21 protein-coding genes, 1 tRNA gene and 1 pseudogene are annotated in these 15,718 nt (G+C 60.3%); 9 read left to right on the top strand and 14 right to left on the bottom strand.

What is annotated here, in order from left to right; translation table 11 throughout:
• Positions 1 to 147: 147 nt before the first annotated feature.
• Positions 148 to 1,164, bottom strand: coding sequence for a DUF4917 family protein (locus tag BFP90_RS19525; RefSeq protein ID WP_065897746.1), 1,017 nt, complete (start codon positions 1,162 to 1,164; stop codon positions 148 to 150).
• A gap of 123 nt (positions 1,165 to 1,287) precedes the next feature.
• Between BFP90_RS19525 and yiaY the strand changes: the two genes are divergently transcribed.
• Together yiaY and BFP90_RS19515 are read left to right on the top strand one after the other, a co-directional pair.
• Entirely contained in the window at positions 1,288 to 2,436 is a 1,149-nt protein-coding gene (yiaY, locus tag BFP90_RS19520; RefSeq protein WP_065886202.1) for an L-threonine dehydrogenase, read from the top strand.
• Between the two features lie 90 nt (positions 2,437 to 2,526).
• The gene (locus tag BFP90_RS19515) at positions 2,527 to 3,201 is read left to right on the top strand and encodes an NAD(P)H-binding protein (protein WP_065893447.1); all 675 of its coding nucleotides are present in this window, start codon (positions 2,527 to 2,529) and stop codon (positions 3,199 to 3,201) included.
• Here BFP90_RS19515 and BFP90_RS19510 read toward each other — a convergent pair whose 3' ends face one another.
• Entirely contained in the window at positions 3,202 to 3,690 is a 489-nt protein-coding gene (locus tag BFP90_RS19510; RefSeq protein WP_065897745.1) for a DMT family transporter, read from the bottom strand.
• 68 nt (positions 3,691 to 3,758) lie between these two features.
• Here BFP90_RS19510 and BFP90_RS19505 point away from each other — a divergent pair, with 68 nt between their 5' ends.
• Entirely contained in the window at positions 3,759 to 4,676 is a 918-nt protein-coding gene (locus BFP90_RS19505; RefSeq protein WP_065897744.1) for a LysR family transcriptional regulator, read from the top strand.
• A gap of 7 nt (positions 4,677 to 4,683) precedes the next feature.
• Here the strand turns inward: BFP90_RS19505 and BFP90_RS19500 are convergent, their stop codons facing one another.
• Positions 4,684 to 4,968 (bottom strand): type II toxin-antitoxin system RelE/ParE family toxin, encoded by a 285-nt coding sequence (locus tag BFP90_RS19500; RefSeq protein WP_065893450.1) that lies wholly within the window; start codon positions 4,966 to 4,968, stop codon positions 4,684 to 4,686.
• Complete coding sequence (locus tag BFP90_RS19495; protein ID WP_065893451.1) at positions 4,958 to 5,197, bottom strand: CopG family ribbon-helix-helix protein; 240 nt, start codon at positions 5,195 to 5,197, stop codon at positions 4,958 to 4,960. The genes BFP90_RS19500 and BFP90_RS19495 overlap by 11 nt, the downstream gene beginning before the upstream one ends.
• 198 nt (positions 5,198 to 5,395) lie before the next feature.
• On the opposite strand from BFP90_RS19495, the gene BFP90_RS19490 reads away from it, so the two are divergent.
• Both BFP90_RS19490 and BFP90_RS19485 read left to right on the top strand, forming a co-directional pair.
• A complete protein-coding gene (locus tag BFP90_RS19490; RefSeq protein WP_065893452.1) occupies positions 5,396 to 6,037 on the top strand; it encodes a LysE family translocator in 642 nt (213 codons plus the stop codon).
• A 120-nt stretch (positions 6,038 to 6,157) separates the two neighbouring features.
• Entirely contained in the window at positions 6,158 to 6,685 is a 528-nt protein-coding gene (locus tag BFP90_RS19485) for a DUF4142 domain-containing protein (protein WP_065893453.1), read from the top strand.
• A 53-nt stretch (positions 6,686 to 6,738) separates the two neighbouring features.
• Here the strand turns inward: BFP90_RS19485 and BFP90_RS19480 are convergent, their stop codons facing one another.
• Positions 6,739 to 7,164 (bottom strand): low affinity iron permease family protein, encoded by a 426-nt coding sequence (locus BFP90_RS19480; protein ID WP_065886209.1) that lies wholly within the window; start codon positions 7,162 to 7,164, stop codon positions 6,739 to 6,741.
• Here BFP90_RS19480 and BFP90_RS28860 point away from each other — a divergent pair.
• Both BFP90_RS28860 and BFP90_RS19475 read left to right on the top strand, forming a co-directional pair.
• A complete protein-coding gene (locus BFP90_RS28860; protein WP_176718059.1) occupies positions 7,163 to 7,330 on the top strand; it encodes a hypothetical protein in 168 nt (55 codons plus the stop codon). The two genes, BFP90_RS19480 and BFP90_RS28860, sit on opposite strands and share 2 nt — an antisense overlap.
• A 14-nt stretch (positions 7,331 to 7,344) precedes the next feature.
• Complete coding sequence (locus BFP90_RS19475; protein WP_065897743.1) at positions 7,345 to 8,127, top strand: GNAT family N-acetyltransferase; 783 nt, start codon at positions 7,345 to 7,347, stop codon at positions 8,125 to 8,127.
• On the opposite strand, the gene BFP90_RS19470 is transcribed toward BFP90_RS19475, so the two are convergent.
• The 8 genes and pseudogenes from BFP90_RS19470 to BFP90_RS29655 form a co-directional block, all read right to left on the bottom strand.
• Positions 8,128 to 8,628 (bottom strand): methylated-DNA--[protein]-cysteine S-methyltransferase, encoded by a 501-nt coding sequence (locus BFP90_RS19470; protein ID WP_065893456.1) that lies wholly within the window; start codon positions 8,626 to 8,628, stop codon positions 8,128 to 8,130. It lies immediately after the preceding gene.
• 138 nt (positions 8,629 to 8,766) lie between these two features.
• Positions 8,767 to 9,072 carry a DUF6482 family protein gene (locus BFP90_RS19465; RefSeq protein ID WP_065893457.1) on the bottom strand — a complete coding sequence of 102 codons (306 nt, stop codon included), beginning with the start codon at positions 9,070 to 9,072 and terminating at the stop codon, positions 8,767 to 8,769.
• Positions 9,073 to 9,303: 231 nt separating this feature from the next.
• A tRNA-Gly gene (locus BFP90_RS19460) sits at positions 9,304 to 9,377 on the bottom strand.
• 135 nt (positions 9,378 to 9,512) lie between these two features.
• Positions 9,513 to 10,397 carry an alpha/beta fold hydrolase gene (locus BFP90_RS19455; RefSeq protein ID WP_065897742.1) on the bottom strand — a complete coding sequence of 295 codons (885 nt, stop codon included), beginning with the start codon at positions 10,395 to 10,397 and terminating at the stop codon, positions 9,513 to 9,515.
• Between the two features lie 304 nt (positions 10,398 to 10,701).
• Positions 10,702 to 11,394 (bottom strand): pseudouridine synthase, encoded by a 693-nt coding sequence (locus BFP90_RS19450; RefSeq protein WP_065897741.1) that lies wholly within the window; start codon positions 11,392 to 11,394, stop codon positions 10,702 to 10,704.
• Positions 11,384 to 11,596 (bottom strand): cysteine-rich CWC family protein, encoded by a 213-nt coding sequence (locus BFP90_RS19445; protein WP_065897740.1) that lies wholly within the window; start codon positions 11,594 to 11,596, stop codon positions 11,384 to 11,386. The genes BFP90_RS19450 and BFP90_RS19445 overlap by 11 nt, the downstream gene beginning before the upstream one ends.
• Before the next feature lie 72 nt (positions 11,597 to 11,668).
• Positions 11,669 to 12,532 carry a methyl-accepting chemotaxis protein gene (locus tag BFP90_RS29660; protein ID WP_370671701.1) on the bottom strand — a complete coding sequence of 288 codons (864 nt, stop codon included), beginning with the start codon at positions 12,530 to 12,532 and terminating at the stop codon, positions 11,669 to 11,671.
• Positions 12,527 to 13,291, bottom strand: a pseudogene (locus BFP90_RS29655) (MCP four helix bundle domain-containing protein); the annotation flags it as partial. The pseudogene BFP90_RS29655 and the gene BFP90_RS29660, both read right to left, overlap by 6 nt.
• 282 nt (positions 13,292 to 13,573) lie before the next feature.
• On the opposite strand from BFP90_RS29655, the gene BFP90_RS27630 reads away from it, so the two are divergent.
• On the top strand, positions 13,574 to 13,927 hold the full coding sequence (locus BFP90_RS27630; protein WP_082632001.1) for a hypothetical protein: 354 nt from the start codon (positions 13,574 to 13,576) through the stop codon (positions 13,925 to 13,927).
• 145 nt (positions 13,928 to 14,072) lie between these two features.
• Positions 14,073 to 14,507, top strand: a complete 435-nt coding sequence (locus BFP90_RS19435) for a DUF3757 domain-containing protein (protein WP_065893461.1) — start codon at positions 14,073 to 14,075, stop codon at positions 14,505 to 14,507.
• A 4-nt stretch (positions 14,508 to 14,511) separates the two neighbouring features.
• Here BFP90_RS19435 and BFP90_RS19430 read toward each other — a convergent pair whose 3' ends face one another.
• Positions 14,512 to 15,624, bottom strand: a complete 1,113-nt coding sequence (locus tag BFP90_RS19430) for an enoyl-CoA hydratase/isomerase family protein (protein ID WP_065893462.1) — start codon at positions 15,622 to 15,624, stop codon at positions 14,512 to 14,514.
• Positions 15,625 to 15,718: the final 94 nt, after the last annotated feature.

Below are 15,718 nucleotides of genomic sequence, written 5' to 3'. Positions count from 1 at the left end.
AAAGTGAGCCGCCGTCAGGGCGGAACCCTAAGTGGCCGTTACCGCAGAAACGGATATGTACTCGATCTGACCCAACATCCTGGTCGGCCCAGAGGCCGCCATCGGGGGCAAGCCCCCTCCCACAGTTGGTCTTCTCCGTTCACTGGATCAGTGTTCGACCGGCACCGACAGCATTGGATTACCCAGTGGATGGGTACGCGCGGCAAAGAATTTCAGTTCCATGCCAGTACCTTCGAACAACTGCGAATACCGCTGCTTCTGCTGGCGAATGAACCCATCGCTGCGCCCCGACACCGAAATGGCCAGGGTGGTGATGTTGGCCTGGCGGATCGCATCCACCAGGTGTTTATCCTGCGGCCCCAGGTCATGGCCGAAGATGCACAGCGTGCCCTGGTGAGTGAGCAACTGTTCATAGCAGAACGACAGATAATCCGAACTGCGGATGGTCTTGAGCTTTTCCTCCACCTTGCCCTCACTGACGAACAGCGGCACATCGTCCAGCGTCTTGATCGTGTTGTTGATCGCGAAACTGCTGAGCAACGTGCTGTCGGTGGACGGCAGTTTGCGCGCGGTACCGTCGAGGTTGCGCACCAGGTGCAGGCCGCCGTGCAGGTACAGAATGCGCGTGGCGTCGGTGCGGGTGTCGCGCAGGTCGAAGCTTGAATCGGCGCTGCGAAACAGGTCGTCGATACCCGGCGTGTGCAGGATTGCCCAGTAATTGAGCAGGTCGTAATTGCTGGTAAACACCGTGGTGTAGCGGGCCAGTTCCGCGTTGATGGTCGCCAGGGTCGAAGGCTGCACCAGGCGCCAGGGAATATGCACGGTGTGGATCGTATTGATCAGTGCTTCCTTGATCGCGTAGTAGCGATTGCGTGGCGCCGCCGAGCTGACCGCCAGGGCCTTGTTGACGCGGCTGGTGGTTTTCAGCGCGCCCAGGGCTTGCTCGAAACTGCGGGTCTGCAGCGCATCGAATACGCTGAGTTCGGATTGGCCCAGGGGCTTTTCTTCCACTGTGCGAGCGTTTTCAAACAGCGAGTCGTAGGCAAAGTCTTCCCAAATCGTGCGGCTTGCGCCGTTGCCGATCAGAATCCCATTGAAGTCGATGGCGTCGCGCAGTGCGCTCCAGTCGTCAAGGTGGGCGTCAATATCCTGGAAATCCTTCATTGCGGCGGGTCTACTCGAAATCGGCTGGACGGTGACTTTATCACGAGCCGGCATTGATCCTGGTCAAGATACGGCAAGCGGTACCGGTGGATTCTGTGGGTATAAAACCCCTGAGGATCGACCATGAGCAGCACGTTTTTTATCCCCGCCGTCAATATCATGGGCATCGACTGCCTCGACGAAGCCATGATCGCCATCCGCAATTACGGTTTTCGCAAAGCGTTGATCGTCACGGACCAGGGCCTGTGCAAAGCCGGTGTGGCCAGCATGATTGCCGAGAAACTGGCGTTGCAGGACATCGACTCGGTGGTCTACGACGGCGCCAAGCCCAACCCCAATGTGGAAAACGTCGAGAAGGGCCTGGCGTTGCTGCAACAGAGTGCCTGCGATTTTGTCGTGTCCCTGGGCGGCGGCTCGCCCCATGACTGCGCCAAGGGCATCGCGTTGTGCGCCACCAACGGCGGGCGTATCGGCGACTATGAGGGCGTCGACCAATCGAGCCGGCCGCAACTGCCGCTGGTGGCGATCAACACCACCGCCGGCACGGCCAGTGAGATGACCCGTTTCTGCATCATCACCGACGAAACCCGCCACGTGAAAATGGCCATCGTCGACCGCAATGTCACGCCGTTGCTTTCGGTCAACGACCCGGCCTTGATGGTCGCCATGCCCAAGGGCCTCACCGCCGCCACCGGCATGGATGCCTTGACCCACGCCATTGAGGCCTACGTATCCACCGCCGCCACGCCGATCACCGACGCGTGCGCAATCAAGGCCATCGAATTGATCAGTGCCAACCTGCGCCTGGCGGTACGTGACGGCAGCGACTTGGCCGCGCGGGAGAACATGGCGTATGCGCAGTTCCTCGCGGGCATGGCGTTCAACAATGCATCGCTGGGGTTCGTGCACGCCATGGCGCACCAGCTCGGCGGCCTGTACGACCTTCCTCACGGCGTGTGCAATGCGGTGCTGCTGCCCCACGTGCAGAGTTTCAATGCCAGTGTCAGTGCCAAGCGCTTGAGTGACGTGGCCCGCGCGTTGGGTGCCGATATCAAGGGGATTACGCCGGAAGAGGGCGCGCAGGCTGCTATCGTCGCGATTCGCGCCTTGTCCCAGGATGTGGAAATTCCCGCCGGCCTGCGTGAGCTCGGCGCCAGGTTGCAGGATATTCCGCTGCTGGCGAGCAATGCGCTCAAGGATGCGTGTGGCCTGACCAACCCACGGCGCGCGGATCAGCGCCAGATCGAGGAGATCTTTCGCAGCGCGTTTTGATAGGGGCGGCTTCGAGCTGCAAGCGGTAAGCTACGGGTTGAACACGTTCAACATGAGCATGAAGCTTGCGGCTTGCCGCTGAGGTCCCCCATGAGAGTTCTGTTATTCGGCGCCACCGGCATGGTCGGCCAGGGCGTGCTGCGCGAGTGCCTGCTGGCGCCCGACGTGCAGGAAGTCGTCGCGGTCGGCCGTACCCCGTTGACCCAGGAGCACGGCAAACTGCATCAGGTGTTGCACGGCGACATGCTGGATTTCCAACCCCTGGAAAACCTGCTGCAGGGCTTTGATGCGTGCTTCTTTTGCCTGGGCGTTTCCTCGGCGGGCATGAATGAAGTCAAGTACACCCACCTCACTTACGACCTGACGTTAGTCGCCGCCAGCACCCTGGCGCGGCTCAATCCGCAGATGACGTTTATCTACGTGTCTGGTGCCGGCACCGACAGCTCCGAGCGGGGCAAGTCAATGTGGGCACGGGTCAAGGGCAAGACCGAGAACGCCTTGCTGCGCTTGCCGTTCAAGGCGGTCTATCTGTTCCGGCCGGGGATCATCCAACCGTTGCACGGCGTGCGTTCGAAGACGCCGTTGTACCAGGCGTTCTACAGCGTGCTCGGGCCGTTGCTCTCGTTTTTGCGTCGGATAAAACCGAGCTGGGTTGTCAGCACCGAGACCGTCGGCCGTGCGATGCTGCAGGCGGTGAGCCATGGCGCGCCGCAACCGGTGGTGGAGCAGCGCGACATCAATCATCTGGCCGCTGAGCGCGGCTGATCAACCCGCCGTCGCCGCTGCCCGCACCGGCGTGGCGCTGAACTGAATCAACACCACCGCGGCCACCAACAACAACGCTCCGAGCGCCCGCGGCGTTGTCATTGGACGCTGCGCCAGGCCGAACAGCCCGAAATGGTCGAGCAGCAACGACGCCAGAATCTGCCCGGCCATGGCCAGGGCGATAAACCCTGATGCGCTCAGCCTGGGCAGCAGCATCAATGCCAGCGAAATGAAGCACACCCCAAATGCGCCGCCAGCCCACATCCACAGCGGCGCCCGGGTAATAAAGGCCAGGCTCGGCAAGGGCAGCCGGAGTGCGATGATCACCGGCAGCAACACAATAATGCTTACCAGCAGGGATGCCAGCGTCGCCCACAACGGGTGGCCGAGCCCGCGCCCCAGGTTGGCGTTGATCGCACTCTGAAACGGCACCACGGCGCCGGCAATCACCGCCAGCAGCAACAAACCCAGCCAATGCAACGTTGTCATTTCCAATCTCCCAGAGGTTTTGCTGGACTCTAGGTTATTCGTCGCGCAAATTTAAATTCCAAATTCTTATGCCGAGCATGCAGCTGATGAATGACTTGCGACGTGTCGATCTCAACCTGTTGGTGATCCTCGACGCTCTGCTCAGCGAGCAACACGTCACCCGCGCCGCCGAACGCCTGCACCTGAGCCAACCGGCGGTCAGCCATGCGCTGGCGCGCCTGCGTGACCTGCTGGGCGACCCGTTGCTGGTGCGTCAGGGTGGCGCCTTGATAGCGACCGCCCGTGCGCTGGAGTTGGCCACGCCGTTGGCAGAGGCCCTGGCCCAGGTGCAGGCGCTGCTGGCGCCGAACCGTTTTGACCCGGCGTCGGCCAAGCGCCGTTTTCGCGTGGCGATGTCGGACTACAGCGCGGCGATTTTCCTGCCCGGCTTGGTGCGTCTGTTACGCCATGAAGCGCCGGGCATCGACTTGCAAATCATCCAGACCAGCCGCGAAGGCATGGTCGACGGCGTACTCAATGGCGATCTGGACCTCGCCGCCGGGGTCTTCCCTGACGTGCCGGCCGAACTGCGCACGACGCCCTTGTTCGAGGAGCATTACACCTGCCTGATCGACCGCGACAGCCTGCCGCAAGGCGGTGTGCTGGACCTGCCTGCCTACTTGTCACGCCCCCATGTCCTGCTGGAAATGCGCGGCAGCGGCACGCCGGAAATCGAGCGTGCGTTGAGCGCGATTCGTGAGCGGCGTCATGTGGCAATCAGCCTGCCGCACTGGGGCGTGGCACCGCAGCTGATTCAGGGCACGGACCTGATCCTGACCGTCTCATCCCGGGGCCTGCTCAATATCGATCACACGCACCTGATAAGCGTACCGCCGCCGTTTCATATTCCATCGTTTGCGTTCGAGCTGGCCTGGCACGCGCGACGAGGCGGGGATGCCGGGTTGCAGTGGCTGAGGGGGCGGGTGCAAGGTGTGCTGGAGGGCTGAGCAGTCGCTACCACGAGGTGGGTGGCTGACGGCGGGTATGAAAAATTCGCATGACCTGTAGTCGCCCGTCACGAATACGGTAAGGAACGATATAGGGCCATCGCGGCACTACCCATTCACGCGTTCCCGGGACCCGGCCCATTCTTCCCAGCGCGGGAAATTGCGCAATGTGTTCGAGCCCGGTCAACATCGCCTGGACGAACTCGGAGGCGGCTTTGGGGTTTTCTTCAGCGATAAAGGCCGCTTCGTCATCAAGGTTTCTGAGGGCTGCCCTCAGCCACTCAACCTGCATTGTTGCGCCATTTATCAGCGACGGCTTTTACCTCGGCAGGCGTCGCGAAATCTCCCGCATCGGCTTCTTCCAGGGCTTTTTGAATCTCTTCGATTTGCCATGCTTCACGTGCCAGGTATTCGCGCAACGCATCAACAGCAAGGAACGATTTGCTGCGACCGGTCGCTTTGGCGAGACTGGCAAGCGTATCGGCGACGTCTTCCGGTATCCGCAGAGACATAACAGACATACAAACCTCGATGTAGTGATATGTAGTGCGCCATACTACAGCGTCATCCGATGGAGCGTTTGTCCCGTTCGTCAGGGCATTGCGGACGATTGCCGGCGTAGGGAATGGCGCAACAAATGAAGTTTTACCCGTAGCCCCGGAACCTGCACAATCGCTGTCTATTTCAACAATTTGCCAGAATTTGCCAGAGCCCCGCCCATGACCCCATCCCTGCTGTTAGCGGTCCTTGCTTCCGGGTTTATCTACGGTATTACGCCCGGCCCTGGCGTGTTGGCCGTGTTCGGCATCGGCGCCGCCCGTGGCCGTCGCGCCGGTGCCGGTTTCCTGGGTGGGCATTTGCTCGGCGACGTGGTGTGGTGCAGCACCGCCCTGGTGGCGATTGTGGGGGCGCGGGAAGTCGGCAGCAGTGCGTTTGATGTACTCGGCGTGCTCAGCGGCCTCTATCTGTTCTGGCTCGGCTGGCGCGCCATCCGCACCCAGCGCCGTAGCGGCGACGCCCCTCAGGGCGCGGCGCGGCATCCGTTCTGGCACGGCATTCTGTTCGGCCTGACCAACCCCAAGGCGTACCCGGTGGCGGTGGCGACCTTCACGGCACTGCTCTCCAGTCGTGCCGAGTTGCTGACGTGGTCGATGCTGCCGTCGCTGATTTTTCTGAGTTTTATCGGCGGCCTGCTGGCCTACGCGATCCTGATCGGTGTGGTCGGTGCCCAGCGTGTGCGTACGGTGTATCAACGTCACGAAATCCTCATCACGAAGCTGTGCGGCGTGATGTTTATCGGGTTCGCCGTCAACGCTCTGGCGCACGCATTGCCAGGCCTGTTTGCAAGCAAACCCGCCTGAATCAGCAACGACCGTTCGTCGCACTGCAAAGTTTTTTCTAAACCTTTGCCGCATGCAAAATTCGAATTCAGGGCAAGGAGCCGTTCCCTTGCCCCTATTTTTGCCCTGGAGGAACCCATCATGAGCCGCATGGCTATCCGGTTACGCACCGCCAGTTTCGCGATGCTGCTGGGCCTCGGCGCCAGCAGTGCTTTCGCCCAGTCGCCTGCCCAATTCATCGAGCAGGCTTCAGCCAAAGGCATGGCCGATATCGAAACCAGTCGTATGGCGCACGCCAAGACCTCGTCCCAGGAAATCAAGGATTACACCATTGAGGTAATCAACGAGCGCACCCTGGCCAACCAGCATCTGGCGGCGATCGCCAAAAAGCTCGACCTGCCGGTGGCTCCGCGGGAGAAGATCGTCGACAAGGCTGAAACCCTGATGCCCGAACTCAAGGACGGCGACTCCTTCGACGCCGCCTATATCGCGCAGCAGGTCAAGGAAAACGAAGACGCCATCGCCCTGTTCAAGCAGGAAGGTGCGGCGTCGGATGTGCCTGAGATAAAAGCGTTGGTGGACGAGACGCTGCCCAAGTTGCAGGAGCGCCTGGAAAAAGCCCGGGCCCTGGCATCGACCTACGGCAAGGACCACCAGGGCGACGGTTGAAGTAGCCCCTTGAAATGAAAACGGCGGTTGGATCATCTCCAACCGCCGTTTTTTTATGCCTGGTTCAAATCGGTTTTCGGCGGCGCCGCGTCGTCGGCGGCGGGGCCACAACTGCTGTTGAGGCTCAAGCTGCCGGCTTTGCCGATATCGCGATATTCCTGGCGCAGCTTTTCAAGCTCTTTACGGTCCAGGCCGTCCAGGCTCAACACGGCGTTCTGGGCATCCTTGGACACACGCAACAGCTCGTCGATCTTGATATGCAGAATGTCGTTGTCGCGGTTCTGTGTGTTCTGGATCAGGAACACCATCAGGAACGTGATGATGGTGGTCGAGGTGTTGATGATCAATTGCCAGGTGTCGTTGTAATGAAAGTACGGCCCGCTCAGGCTCCACGCCAGGATCAACGCCACCGCCGCGTAGAACGTTCGGGGGCTGCCGGCCCAGCGCGATAGAGTTTGGGAGACAGCGGAGAATTTCATGACCGTTTTTCCTCAAAAGGTGGGTGATGAAAATACTGACCGCAACGAGTCGCTGAAATTTCTTTTTACAACTTGGCCTGCGGACCAAAGCAGGCATTTTTCTGCCCGGGTTTTAGGAGCGCGCCTACGGCGCTGCGAAGCCATGGGCGCAAGACTGGGTTTTTGACCTGGACAGTCCTTATGTACGCAAAGGCCGCTCGTGACATACCCGCGCTTTATTACTTGACCGAAGATCATTTTTTCGCGGCGACCTGCGCGGTGTACCGTCGACATGCCGCCGGTATCAATACCTATCTTGCCGAGGAAAATCCCACGCCGTGGAATACGTTGTTCATCCGCGTGGGCTGCGCGCCTCTGCGCGAAACGACGCCGGTGATTCTGCAGCTGATCCGCCGTACCGTAATGCCCATACGCATCGTGATGCCTGAGGTCCTGGTCGACGGGTTACGCGAAACGCTCACCGAGCTTGGCTTTGAGCCTGCCGAAAAGAGCTCCACCATGGACCTCCCATTGGCACGCTGTGGGCCATCGTTAAGCGGGGAGGCCGTGCAGATCCGCCTGACGCGTGACTTGAACGAGTGGGCGAGTCCGCTTGGCAGTGCGTTTTCGATATCGCCCGAGACGGTCGCCCATTATCAGGCGCGGCACCAGCGGGCGCTGGACGCCGGTGAAGCCCTTTATCACTTCATCCTGTGCGTCGAGGGGCAGGTGGGCTGTGCGTTGACCTTGTCAGTGTGTGAGGGCCAAGCGAGGCTCAGTGACGTCGGCACGCTTGTCGGCTTTCGTGCCAGAGGCTATGCCACGCGATTGATCCAGTCGGCCCTGCTTCACGCCTCGGGACTTGGGGCGCGCAGGTGTTTTCTCGAGGGGTCGATGATGGCTGTCCCGCTGTATCAAAAATTGGGTTTCCAACGATTATTCGACTGCGTGTCTTTTGTTCGCGGGCCTGTGCCAAGCCCGTGATCAGAACGCCAGTGCTGCCTGGCCGCGATCCTCCAGCGTCAACAGATACTGCTTGGCTTCAAGCCCGCCGGCAAACCCCGTCAGTGCCCCCGAAGCCCCCACGACACGGTGACAGGGCGCAATGATCGAGATGGGGTTACGCCCGTTCGCTGCGCCTACGGCGCGCACGGCGTTCGGGTTGCCGATCTGCCGGGCTATCTGGCTGTAGCTGCGGGTTTCGCCGAAGGGGATGGTCAGCAAAGCCTGCCAGACTTGCTTCTGAAAGTCAGTGCCGTAGAAATCCAGTTCCAACTCGAAACGATTGCGCGTACCCGCGAAATACTCCGCCAGCTGCCGCTCTGTTTCCAGGAGTACCGGGCTATCGTTGGCTTCGTGCAGTTCACCCAGGCGCACCCGATTTTCCCTTTCCGTTTCCCAGAGCACGGCACCGAGCTTGCCATTGCGGGCTACCAGGGTGAGTTGGCCGACGGGGGAGGGCATGAATTTGCAGGCGTATGACATGGGATTGATCCTTGAGGCTGTCCGCTGCAACTATCCGCTCAGTGAACCCTGGGAGAAACCGGTTTCTTGCGGTCGGTAGGACGCTGCTTAAATCAATGTCGCTGATACTCGGAAAACGGGTCCGACAATAAATGTAGCTTAGAGCGCCGCGTTCAGTGAAAACGGAATGCGCAATCCACCAACCGGCCCTTCGCGTACCCCGCACATCTCGTCATGCACACTGTGTTGCACCAGCACGCAGGGAAACGCGGGCACCCCTTGCAGCAGGTCGCGCAAATGGGTGGTGGAGCGGATGCGCAGTGGCTGCCCGTCATCGCCCTGCAGCGTTTTTTCATCGCGATCCAGCCGAACCCGTGCCAGATACAAGCCACCTTCCAGCGACAGCAATTGCAGCTCGCGGATCTCGCCGTTCGCGGCCAGCTCGGTCAGCATGTGCACATTCATGAATTGCACCTCATTGGACGCCGACCTGGGCGTGATCGACCGGTTGATCAATGTGTATTGGTACCCAACGCACAATACTTGTACAGAATTTTATATTTGTACAGTTTTCTGGGGCGACGCGAACACAGGCGTTAACGGCCCTTGAACGCCAGGCATAAAAAAACCGGTCACAGGGACCGGTTTTTTATGCTTCCCGTGTCAGCCGTGGCATGACAGGAGAACCTATTTGAGTGGAGCGGGTAGAGGGAATCGAACCCTCAACTAAAGCTTGGGAAGCTTTCGTTTTGCCACTAAACTATACCCGCTCAAAGCGGCTGACTTTGTACCAGATGTTCACCCGGATTTGAAGTTTTTCTTCGAAAAAATCGCACGTTGCGCTCGCGCCGCCTGCCGAATAGGTGGCGCCACTGCAGGAGCCCGCTCCTGCAGTGAGTCTGATGTCAGACCGCAAAGGCGTGTTGCGTCTGACCTGGCTGGTAACGTATGCGACTCACCGGCCGCTGCCCTTTCAAAAAGCCCACCACCGCGTCCCGGCTGTCCCGGCACGCCGCTTTATGCTCCATATCGAGGAAATGCCCCGTCGCCTGAACCGTGCTGAAGCTGCTGTTTTTCACATGCTGGCCGAACAGCCTGGCATCGCTTGCGCTGGTGTACTCGTCCCATTCGCCGTTCACGAACAGCACGGGAATGTCGATCTGCCTGGCTGCCTTGAGGTAGCACAACCGGTCGCTGTTGAGCACCTGGCTGATGTGGAAGTGCATCTGTCCGTATTCATGTTCGGCCAGGCCGCTCACGTGCTTGTGGTTGAAGCGCTTGAACAGCGACGGCAAGTGCTTGCCCAGGGTGCTGTTGACCAGGTGGCCGACGCGGTCGCGGTCCAGGTTGCCGAGGTAGTCGACGCCGCGCTCCAGATAATCACGCATCGGTGCGTTGATCACCGGGGAGAACGAGCTGATCACGGCCTTTTCGACGCGTTGCGGGCGTTGAGCGAGGGCGAACAGCGTGGCGGCGCCGCCCCAGGAGAACGAGAGCACGTGTTCGGCGGCAAAGCGGTCGATGAGCTCCAGGAGGATCTGGCCTTCGACTTCCTTGGTCAGCATCCGCTCGTGGCGGTTGTGTAGTTTGGAACGGCCGGCATAGGGCTGGTCGTACAACACCACATTGAATTGCGGGTACAGGCTTTTCACGGTCTGGGAGAAAGAGGCCGTGGTGGCCATCGAGCCGTTGACCAGGACGATGGTTTTTTCAGCGGCATCGGCGCGATAGAACTCCGTGTAAACCCGGTATTGACCCTGTATATCCAACACAGCGATTTCTGGCCTCATGTCGTAAGACTCCTGGCAAGCGGGTAGGGCGCGCAAATGACTGTGCACGAGCTTTATGACAGGTAGGCATACGCCTGGAAGCCGAGCGCCCATGTCGGTCCGATTGCGGCTGGCCGACAGCGGTTGTCAGGGCGGGATGTTTGCCGGGACAGCCCGTCAATCAAGCGCGGGCGGGGCAAGGTGTTTCTTGGAGGTTATAGGTGACCCGCCAGTCATCATCCAACGGGTGAACTTGATTCAAGCACAGGCTCGGGATGTCGCAAGCGGCGCAGAGGTTTTTTTGCCGTCAGCGGCTGAGCGGTCGTCAGACGAGACGGATTTCCTCGTCAGTCAGCGCCCGATATTCGCCCGGCGCAAGCGCTGCATCCAGTTGCAGCGGCCCCATGCGCTCGCGATGCAGGGCAGTCACTTTGTTATCAAAATGCCCGAACATGCGTTTGACCTGGTGATAGCGGCCTTCGATGATGCTCAAGCGCGCCGTCCTGGGGCCCAGTAACTCCAGTTCGGCGGGTTGAGTGATGAGGTTTTCGAAGGCGAAGTACAGGCCCGCCCTGAAGACCGCTGCATAGTCCGGGCCGATGTCCTGCTCGGTTTCCACCCGATACACCTTGGGTAACTTGGTCGCCGGTTGCGTCAGGCGCCGCGACCACTGGCCGTCATTGGTGAGCACCATCAGCCCGGTGGTGTTGTAGTCCAGACGCCCGGCGATATGCAGTGCGTCCTTGTGCGGTTCATCCAGCAGATCGAGTACTGTGCGGTGTTGCGCATCGCAGGTAGCGCTGACGCACCCTTGCGGCTTGTGCAGCATGAAATAACGTGCAGTTTTGCCCGGCTGCAGCACCTCACCGTCCACGCGCACGCTGCTGAACGTGCGCACCTCATGAAGCGGGTCGCTTACCGTGACACCATCCACCGTTACCCGGCGTTCGGCCAACAGCAGCCGCACTTGTTTGCGATTAAACCGTGGCAGGTTACTGAGGAAGCGATCAAGGCGCATCGTGGCGGCGCAGCTGTTGGTCCACTTGGGCGCAACGCGGGCACAGGCAGGCCTGGTTGCGCAGTTCGTCGGGCAGCGCCTGGAGCACCGCCGGGTCGATGGTGACGCTGTAGCACCAGCAGGCCTGGTCGGCCGTGCGCGGGTCGGCCAGGCTGCAGTCGTTACGGGCACCGCAGGCGGGGCAAAGGGTCGGGGTGGTCATGGGCAGGTCGGGCTGTATCGGGCAAGGTGTGCGTGGCCTTGCACGATACAGCGCCGATGGGCGCCAAGCTACTTACAGCTTGAATTTGCCGACCAGCACACTGAACGAGGTGGCCAGGCGCGACAGGTCCTGGCTGGAAGCGTTGGTCTGATGCGCGCCGGCGGCGGTCTGGGTCGACAGGTCCTGGATGTTGAGCAGGTTGCGATCGACTTCACGCGCCACTTGGGCCTGTTCCTCCGAGGCGGACGCGATGACCAGGTTGCGTTCGTTGATCTTCGCCACACTGGCGGTGATACGTTGCAACGCTTCGCCGGCATTCTGCGCCAGCACCTGGGTGTTGTTGGCCCAGCTCAGGCTCTTGTTCATCGCGGCCACCGCGCCGTCGGCGCCGACTTGCACTTCGCCGATCATTTTTTCAATGTCCACCGTGGACACTTGTGTGCGATGGGCCAGCGCGCGCACTTCATCGGCCACCACCGCAAAGCCACGACCTTGCTCACCCGCACGGGCGGCCTCGATCGCTGCGTTGAGGGCGAGCAGGTTGGTCTGGTCGGCAATCCCACGAATCACATCGATCACCTTGCCGATTTCGCGGACCTGGCTGGCGAGGCCTTCCACCGACTTCGTCGAATCGTTGATCTCCACCACCATCGAATTCATGCCGGAGACGGCCTGTGCCACTTGCTCACGGCCTTCCTCGGCCTCGGTAGTCGCCTGGCTTGAAGCCTGCGAAGTCGATACAGCGTTGCCGGCCACCTCATCGACGGCCGCAGTCATCTCGTTCACGGCGGTGGCAGCTTGTTGAATTTCATCATTCTGGCGGGTCAGGCCCCGGGTGCTTTCTTCGGTGACCGCGCTCAGTTCTTCAGCGGCCGAGGCCAGCTGGTCGGAGGCGTTTGCGATTTCCAGCAGGGTGTGTTTCAAGCCGCCCTGCATGTCCGACAGCGCCACCAGCAACTGCCCGGCTTCGTCGGTGCGCTCGGTGCTGATGGTCTGGGTCAGGTCACCGTCGGCAATGCGTTGCGCGCTCGCCACCGCTTGAGCGATGGGGCGGGTGATCAGGCGGGTGATCAGCACGCCGACGATAATGGCGATGATGAAGGCCAGGACGATGCCACTGATCATCCAGGTGAGCGCACTGTCACGCAGCGCCTCGGCGGCAATGGCGCCTTCCTTGATCTGGCGGTTGTTGGATTCGACCATCACGCGGATCAGCTCGCGGGCCTGGCGGAACAGTTCATTGTTGGTGGTATTGAGCTCGGTGCGTGCCTGCTCGATCTGGCCTTTGTCGAGCAGACTCAGGATGCGTTCCGAGCTACTGAGGTACGTTGGCCAGATCTGGTCGAAGGTGTCACCCGCCGCCCGCTCGTCATCTTCCAACGGCGTGGCGCGGTAGGTGGTGTACGCCGCCTGGCTGCGTTTGACTTCGTTGGCGATATCCTGGCGCACGCGGTCGCGGTCCTGCTGGGCGACGTCACCGTTACCGGCATCGAGCAAGCGGTACAAACCACGGTTGTGTGCCACCAGCCCATTCAGGGTGGCAGTTGTGTTGCTGACCGACACCAGGTTGTTGGAGAACGTTAATTCCAGCGCTGCGGCGAGCCGCACGACCCCTTTGATACCCAGCAGGCCGACACCGAGGGTAATCACGGAGCAGAGTAAAAATGAGAGCAGCAGCTTGGTAGCAATTTTCATATCTTGAATCCGGCGGTGAGTAACGGGAGGGCGCACACCAAGGCCTCCGTGGCACTGTGCAGTATCACAATGACATCATTGTGAGAGACAAAGTTTCGCCTCTGAATAAAATACTGAATCGATACAGCTAACGTATTTCGGCGTACCGCTGGTGATGTATCAAGTTGTTACTGAAACGCACCAGATTCTGCTTTTGATGTCATACGTTCTGTCATTCAAGTAAATCTGAATGACGCCCTCCAGCGTCGCTGGAGGTGCTCTTCCGCGGTCCAGGAGGCCGCCATGTATCGACGACTGCTGCTCACTGCATTACTCGGCCTGACCCTGTCAGCTTGCGTGCCCTATTACGATGGAGGTACCACTTACTACCGCTCCGAGGTCTACACCGCACCGGCACCCGCCTATTATTACGGCGGTCCTCGTTACTACGGGCGCAGCTACTACACACCCGCGCCACGCTACTATCCGGCTCCCCGTTATTATTCGGCGCCGCGTTATTACCAACCTGCGCCACGTTACTACCCAAGGTCTGCCTATCGGCCGTATCCAAACCAGGGATGGGGAGACAATCGGTGGGGCAACGGTGGGCACGGGCGTGGTGGCGATCACGGCGGTGGGCGCGGAGGTCACCGCTGACAAAAGGTTTTGAACGAAGCGGCGCATGATGCGCCGCTTTTTTTTGCCCGCCGTTTGTCGGTACTGTCAGAATTAACAGCTAGCTTTGAGGCCGCAGATACATTTCACTGGGGGAAAAGCGGTGTGGTAATCGAAGGTGGCGTCTATGCTCAAACACGTGATGTGCATGCTTGTACTGGTCGTCTGTATGGCTGGCCAGGCGCAGGGCAACCAGTTCTGTCCAGACAAGTCGAAGATCCAGACGGGCACGGGTTATTTCCAGTACCAGGCCAGCGGCGTGCTGTGGCAAGGTCCCAAGGTTGAGCCCGGCGAGTTCATACATGCCTTCTCGGGCGCGGTGTTTGCGCCGCAGAAGGGTGATGATCGACGCAGCGGGCTGGTGGAAAAATGTGTGTACACCAATCAGCGCGATGAGCTTGTCGTATTGCGTCCGTGCCTGTCAGACGTGGCCAGCAGCATGTCGTTGGCGGACAGCTTGCATTGGGAGCGCGAAAACACTTCGTTCGACCAACTGGTTTATCTGTGCAAGGAAAATCAACCGGGTAACTGTGCCTTCAACGTTAAGGATAACCGGCGATAAGCTGTCAGTAATCGGAAAGATCTGCCAGAGGATTCCTACCTTCCCATGCCTTGTTGAAGTGCGCCTGCACCACCGCCTCGGGAATTGTATTGATATCCGGCCAATGCCAGCGAGGCGCCTGATCCTTATCGATCAGCCTTGCCCGTACGCCTTCGGCAAATTCCGGATGGCGACAACAATTGAGGCTCAGCGTGTATTCCATCTGGAACACTTGCGCCAGGGACAAATGACGGGCGCGGCGGATCTGCTCCCACACCAGGTGCGCCGTCAACGGGCAGCCTTCACTGAGGGTCTTGCCGGCGCGGGCCAGGAGTGGGTCAGCGTGATCCTTGAGCAGGCTCAACGCGCGCCACGCACTGGCCACGTCACCCACATCCAGCCATTCGTCGATCTGCCCCCGGCGCGGCATCCATTGTGCCTCGGGTAGCTGGTCGACGGCGTCCTGGGCCAGGGCCTTGAGCAAACTGTTGAGCTGCATCGCGGTCTGTTCCTGCCAGTTCAATTGCAACAGGCCATCGAGCAATTCGTCTTGCTGGTCATCGCGCAGGAAACGGTCGGCCAGGCCCAGGTCCAGGGCATCACGGCCATTGATATGGGCACCGGTAAGGCCTAGGAACAAACCCAGCGTGCCGGGCAGGCGCGACAGAAACCAGCTGGCGCCCACGTCCGGGTACAAGCCGATGCTGATTTCCGGCATGGCCAAACGGCTGCTGGGGGTCACAATGCGTACGGACGCACTCTGCAACAGGCCCATCCCGCCGCCCAACACATAACCGTGACCCCAGCAGATCAACGGTTTCGGGTAGGTATGCAGGCGATAATCCAGGCGATATTCAGCGGCAAAAAATTGCGCGGCCAGGGTAGGCACGACGCCAGGTTGTTCCCGGCAGGCCATCGCCAGGCTGCGCACTTCGCCGCCTGCGCAGAAGGCCTTGGGGCCGTTGCCGCGCAGCAATACGCAGACGATCGTCGGGTCCTTGGCCCAGGTGTCCAGGCGTTCGTCCAGGGCCAGGATCATCGGCAGGGAGAGGGCGTTGAGCGACTGTTGCGCATCCAGGCTGGCGATGCCGATGCGGGCGCCGTGGTTGCCGGTGAGTTCTTCGAAGTGCAGATTCATCGTGACCTCAATCCAGAAGGTGAAGGGTCAGTATGATCGCTCCGTGGGAAAGTGCCGGGGGTGTGTCAGATCAATTGACAAGCGGGGTCGGCTT

It is taken from the genome of Pseudomonas sp. 24 E 13 (assembly GCF_900004715.1).
GTDB lineage: Bacteria > Pseudomonadota > Gammaproteobacteria > Pseudomonadales > Pseudomonadaceae > Aquipseudomonas > Aquipseudomonas orientalis_A.
This window is presented reverse-complemented; position numbering and strand designations above follow the sequence as displayed.

Bases quoted from the DNA above. Each gene is read 5' to 3' on its own strand.
- BFP90_RS19510 (WP_065897745.1), bottom strand. From the start codon at position 3,690: ATGACAACGTTGCATTGGCTGGGTTTGTTGCTGCTGGCGGTGATTGCC.
- BFP90_RS19470 (WP_065893456.1), bottom strand. From the start codon at position 8,628: ATGTCATACGCCTGCAAATTCATGCCCTCCCCCGTCGGCCAACTCACC.
- yiaY (WP_065886202.1), top strand. From the start codon at position 1,288: ATGAGCAGCACGTTTTTTATCCCCGCCGTCAATATCATGGGCATCGAC.
- BFP90_RS19455 (WP_065897742.1), bottom strand. From the start codon at position 10,397: ATGAGGCCAGAAATCGCTGTGTTGGATATACAGGGTCAATACCGGGTT.
- BFP90_RS19515 (WP_065893447.1), top strand. From the start codon at position 2,527: ATGAGAGTTCTGTTATTCGGCGCCACCGGCATGGTCGGCCAGGGCGTG.
- BFP90_RS19505 (WP_065897744.1), top strand. From the start codon at position 3,759: ATGCCGAGCATGCAGCTGATGAATGACTTGCGACGTGTCGATCTCAAC.
- BFP90_RS19450 (WP_065897741.1), bottom strand. From the start codon at position 11,394: ATGCGCCTTGATCGCTTCCTCAGTAACCTGCCACGGTTTAATCGCAAA.
- BFP90_RS19500 (WP_065893450.1), bottom strand. From the start codon at position 4,968: ATGCAGGTTGAGTGGCTGAGGGCAGCCCTCAGAAACCTTGATGACGAA.
- BFP90_RS19475 (WP_065897743.1), top strand. From the start codon at position 7,345: ATGTACGCAAAGGCCGCTCGTGACATACCCGCGCTTTATTACTTGACC.
- BFP90_RS19490 (WP_065893452.1), top strand. From the start codon at position 5,396: ATGACCCCATCCCTGCTGTTAGCGGTCCTTGCTTCCGGGTTTATCTAC.
- BFP90_RS27630 (WP_082632001.1), top strand. From the start codon at position 13,574: ATGTATCGACGACTGCTGCTCACTGCATTACTCGGCCTGACCCTGTCA.
- BFP90_RS19430 (WP_065893462.1), bottom strand. From the start codon at position 15,624: ATGAATCTGCACTTCGAAGAACTCACCGGCAACCACGGCGCCCGCATC.
- BFP90_RS19485 (WP_065893453.1), top strand. From the start codon at position 6,158: ATGAGCCGCATGGCTATCCGGTTACGCACCGCCAGTTTCGCGATGCTG.
- BFP90_RS19480 (WP_065886209.1), bottom strand. From the start codon at position 7,164: ATGAAATTCTCCGCTGTCTCCCAAACTCTATCGCGCTGGGCCGGCAGC.
- BFP90_RS19525 (WP_065897746.1), bottom strand. From the start codon at position 1,164: ATGAAGGATTTCCAGGATATTGACGCCCACCTTGACGACTGGAGCGCA.
- BFP90_RS19445 (WP_065897740.1), bottom strand. From the start codon at position 11,596: ATGACCACCCCGACCCTTTGCCCCGCCTGCGGTGCCCGTAACGACTGC.
- BFP90_RS19465 (WP_065893457.1), bottom strand. From the start codon at position 9,072: ATGAATGTGCACATGCTGACCGAGCTGGCCGCGAACGGCGAGATCCGC.
- BFP90_RS29660 (WP_370671701.1), bottom strand. From the start codon at position 12,532: ATGCAGGGCGGCTTGAAACACACCCTGCTGGAAATCGCAAACGCCTCC.
- BFP90_RS28860 (WP_176718059.1), top strand. From the start codon at position 7,163: ATGACCGTTTTTCCTCAAAAGGTGGGTGATGAAAATACTGACCGCAAC.
- BFP90_RS19435 (WP_065893461.1), top strand. From the start codon at position 14,073: ATGCTCAAACACGTGATGTGCATGCTTGTACTGGTCGTCTGTATGGCT.
- BFP90_RS19495 (WP_065893451.1), bottom strand. From the start codon at position 5,197: ATGTCTGTTATGTCTCTGCGGATACCGGAAGACGTCGCCGATACGCTT.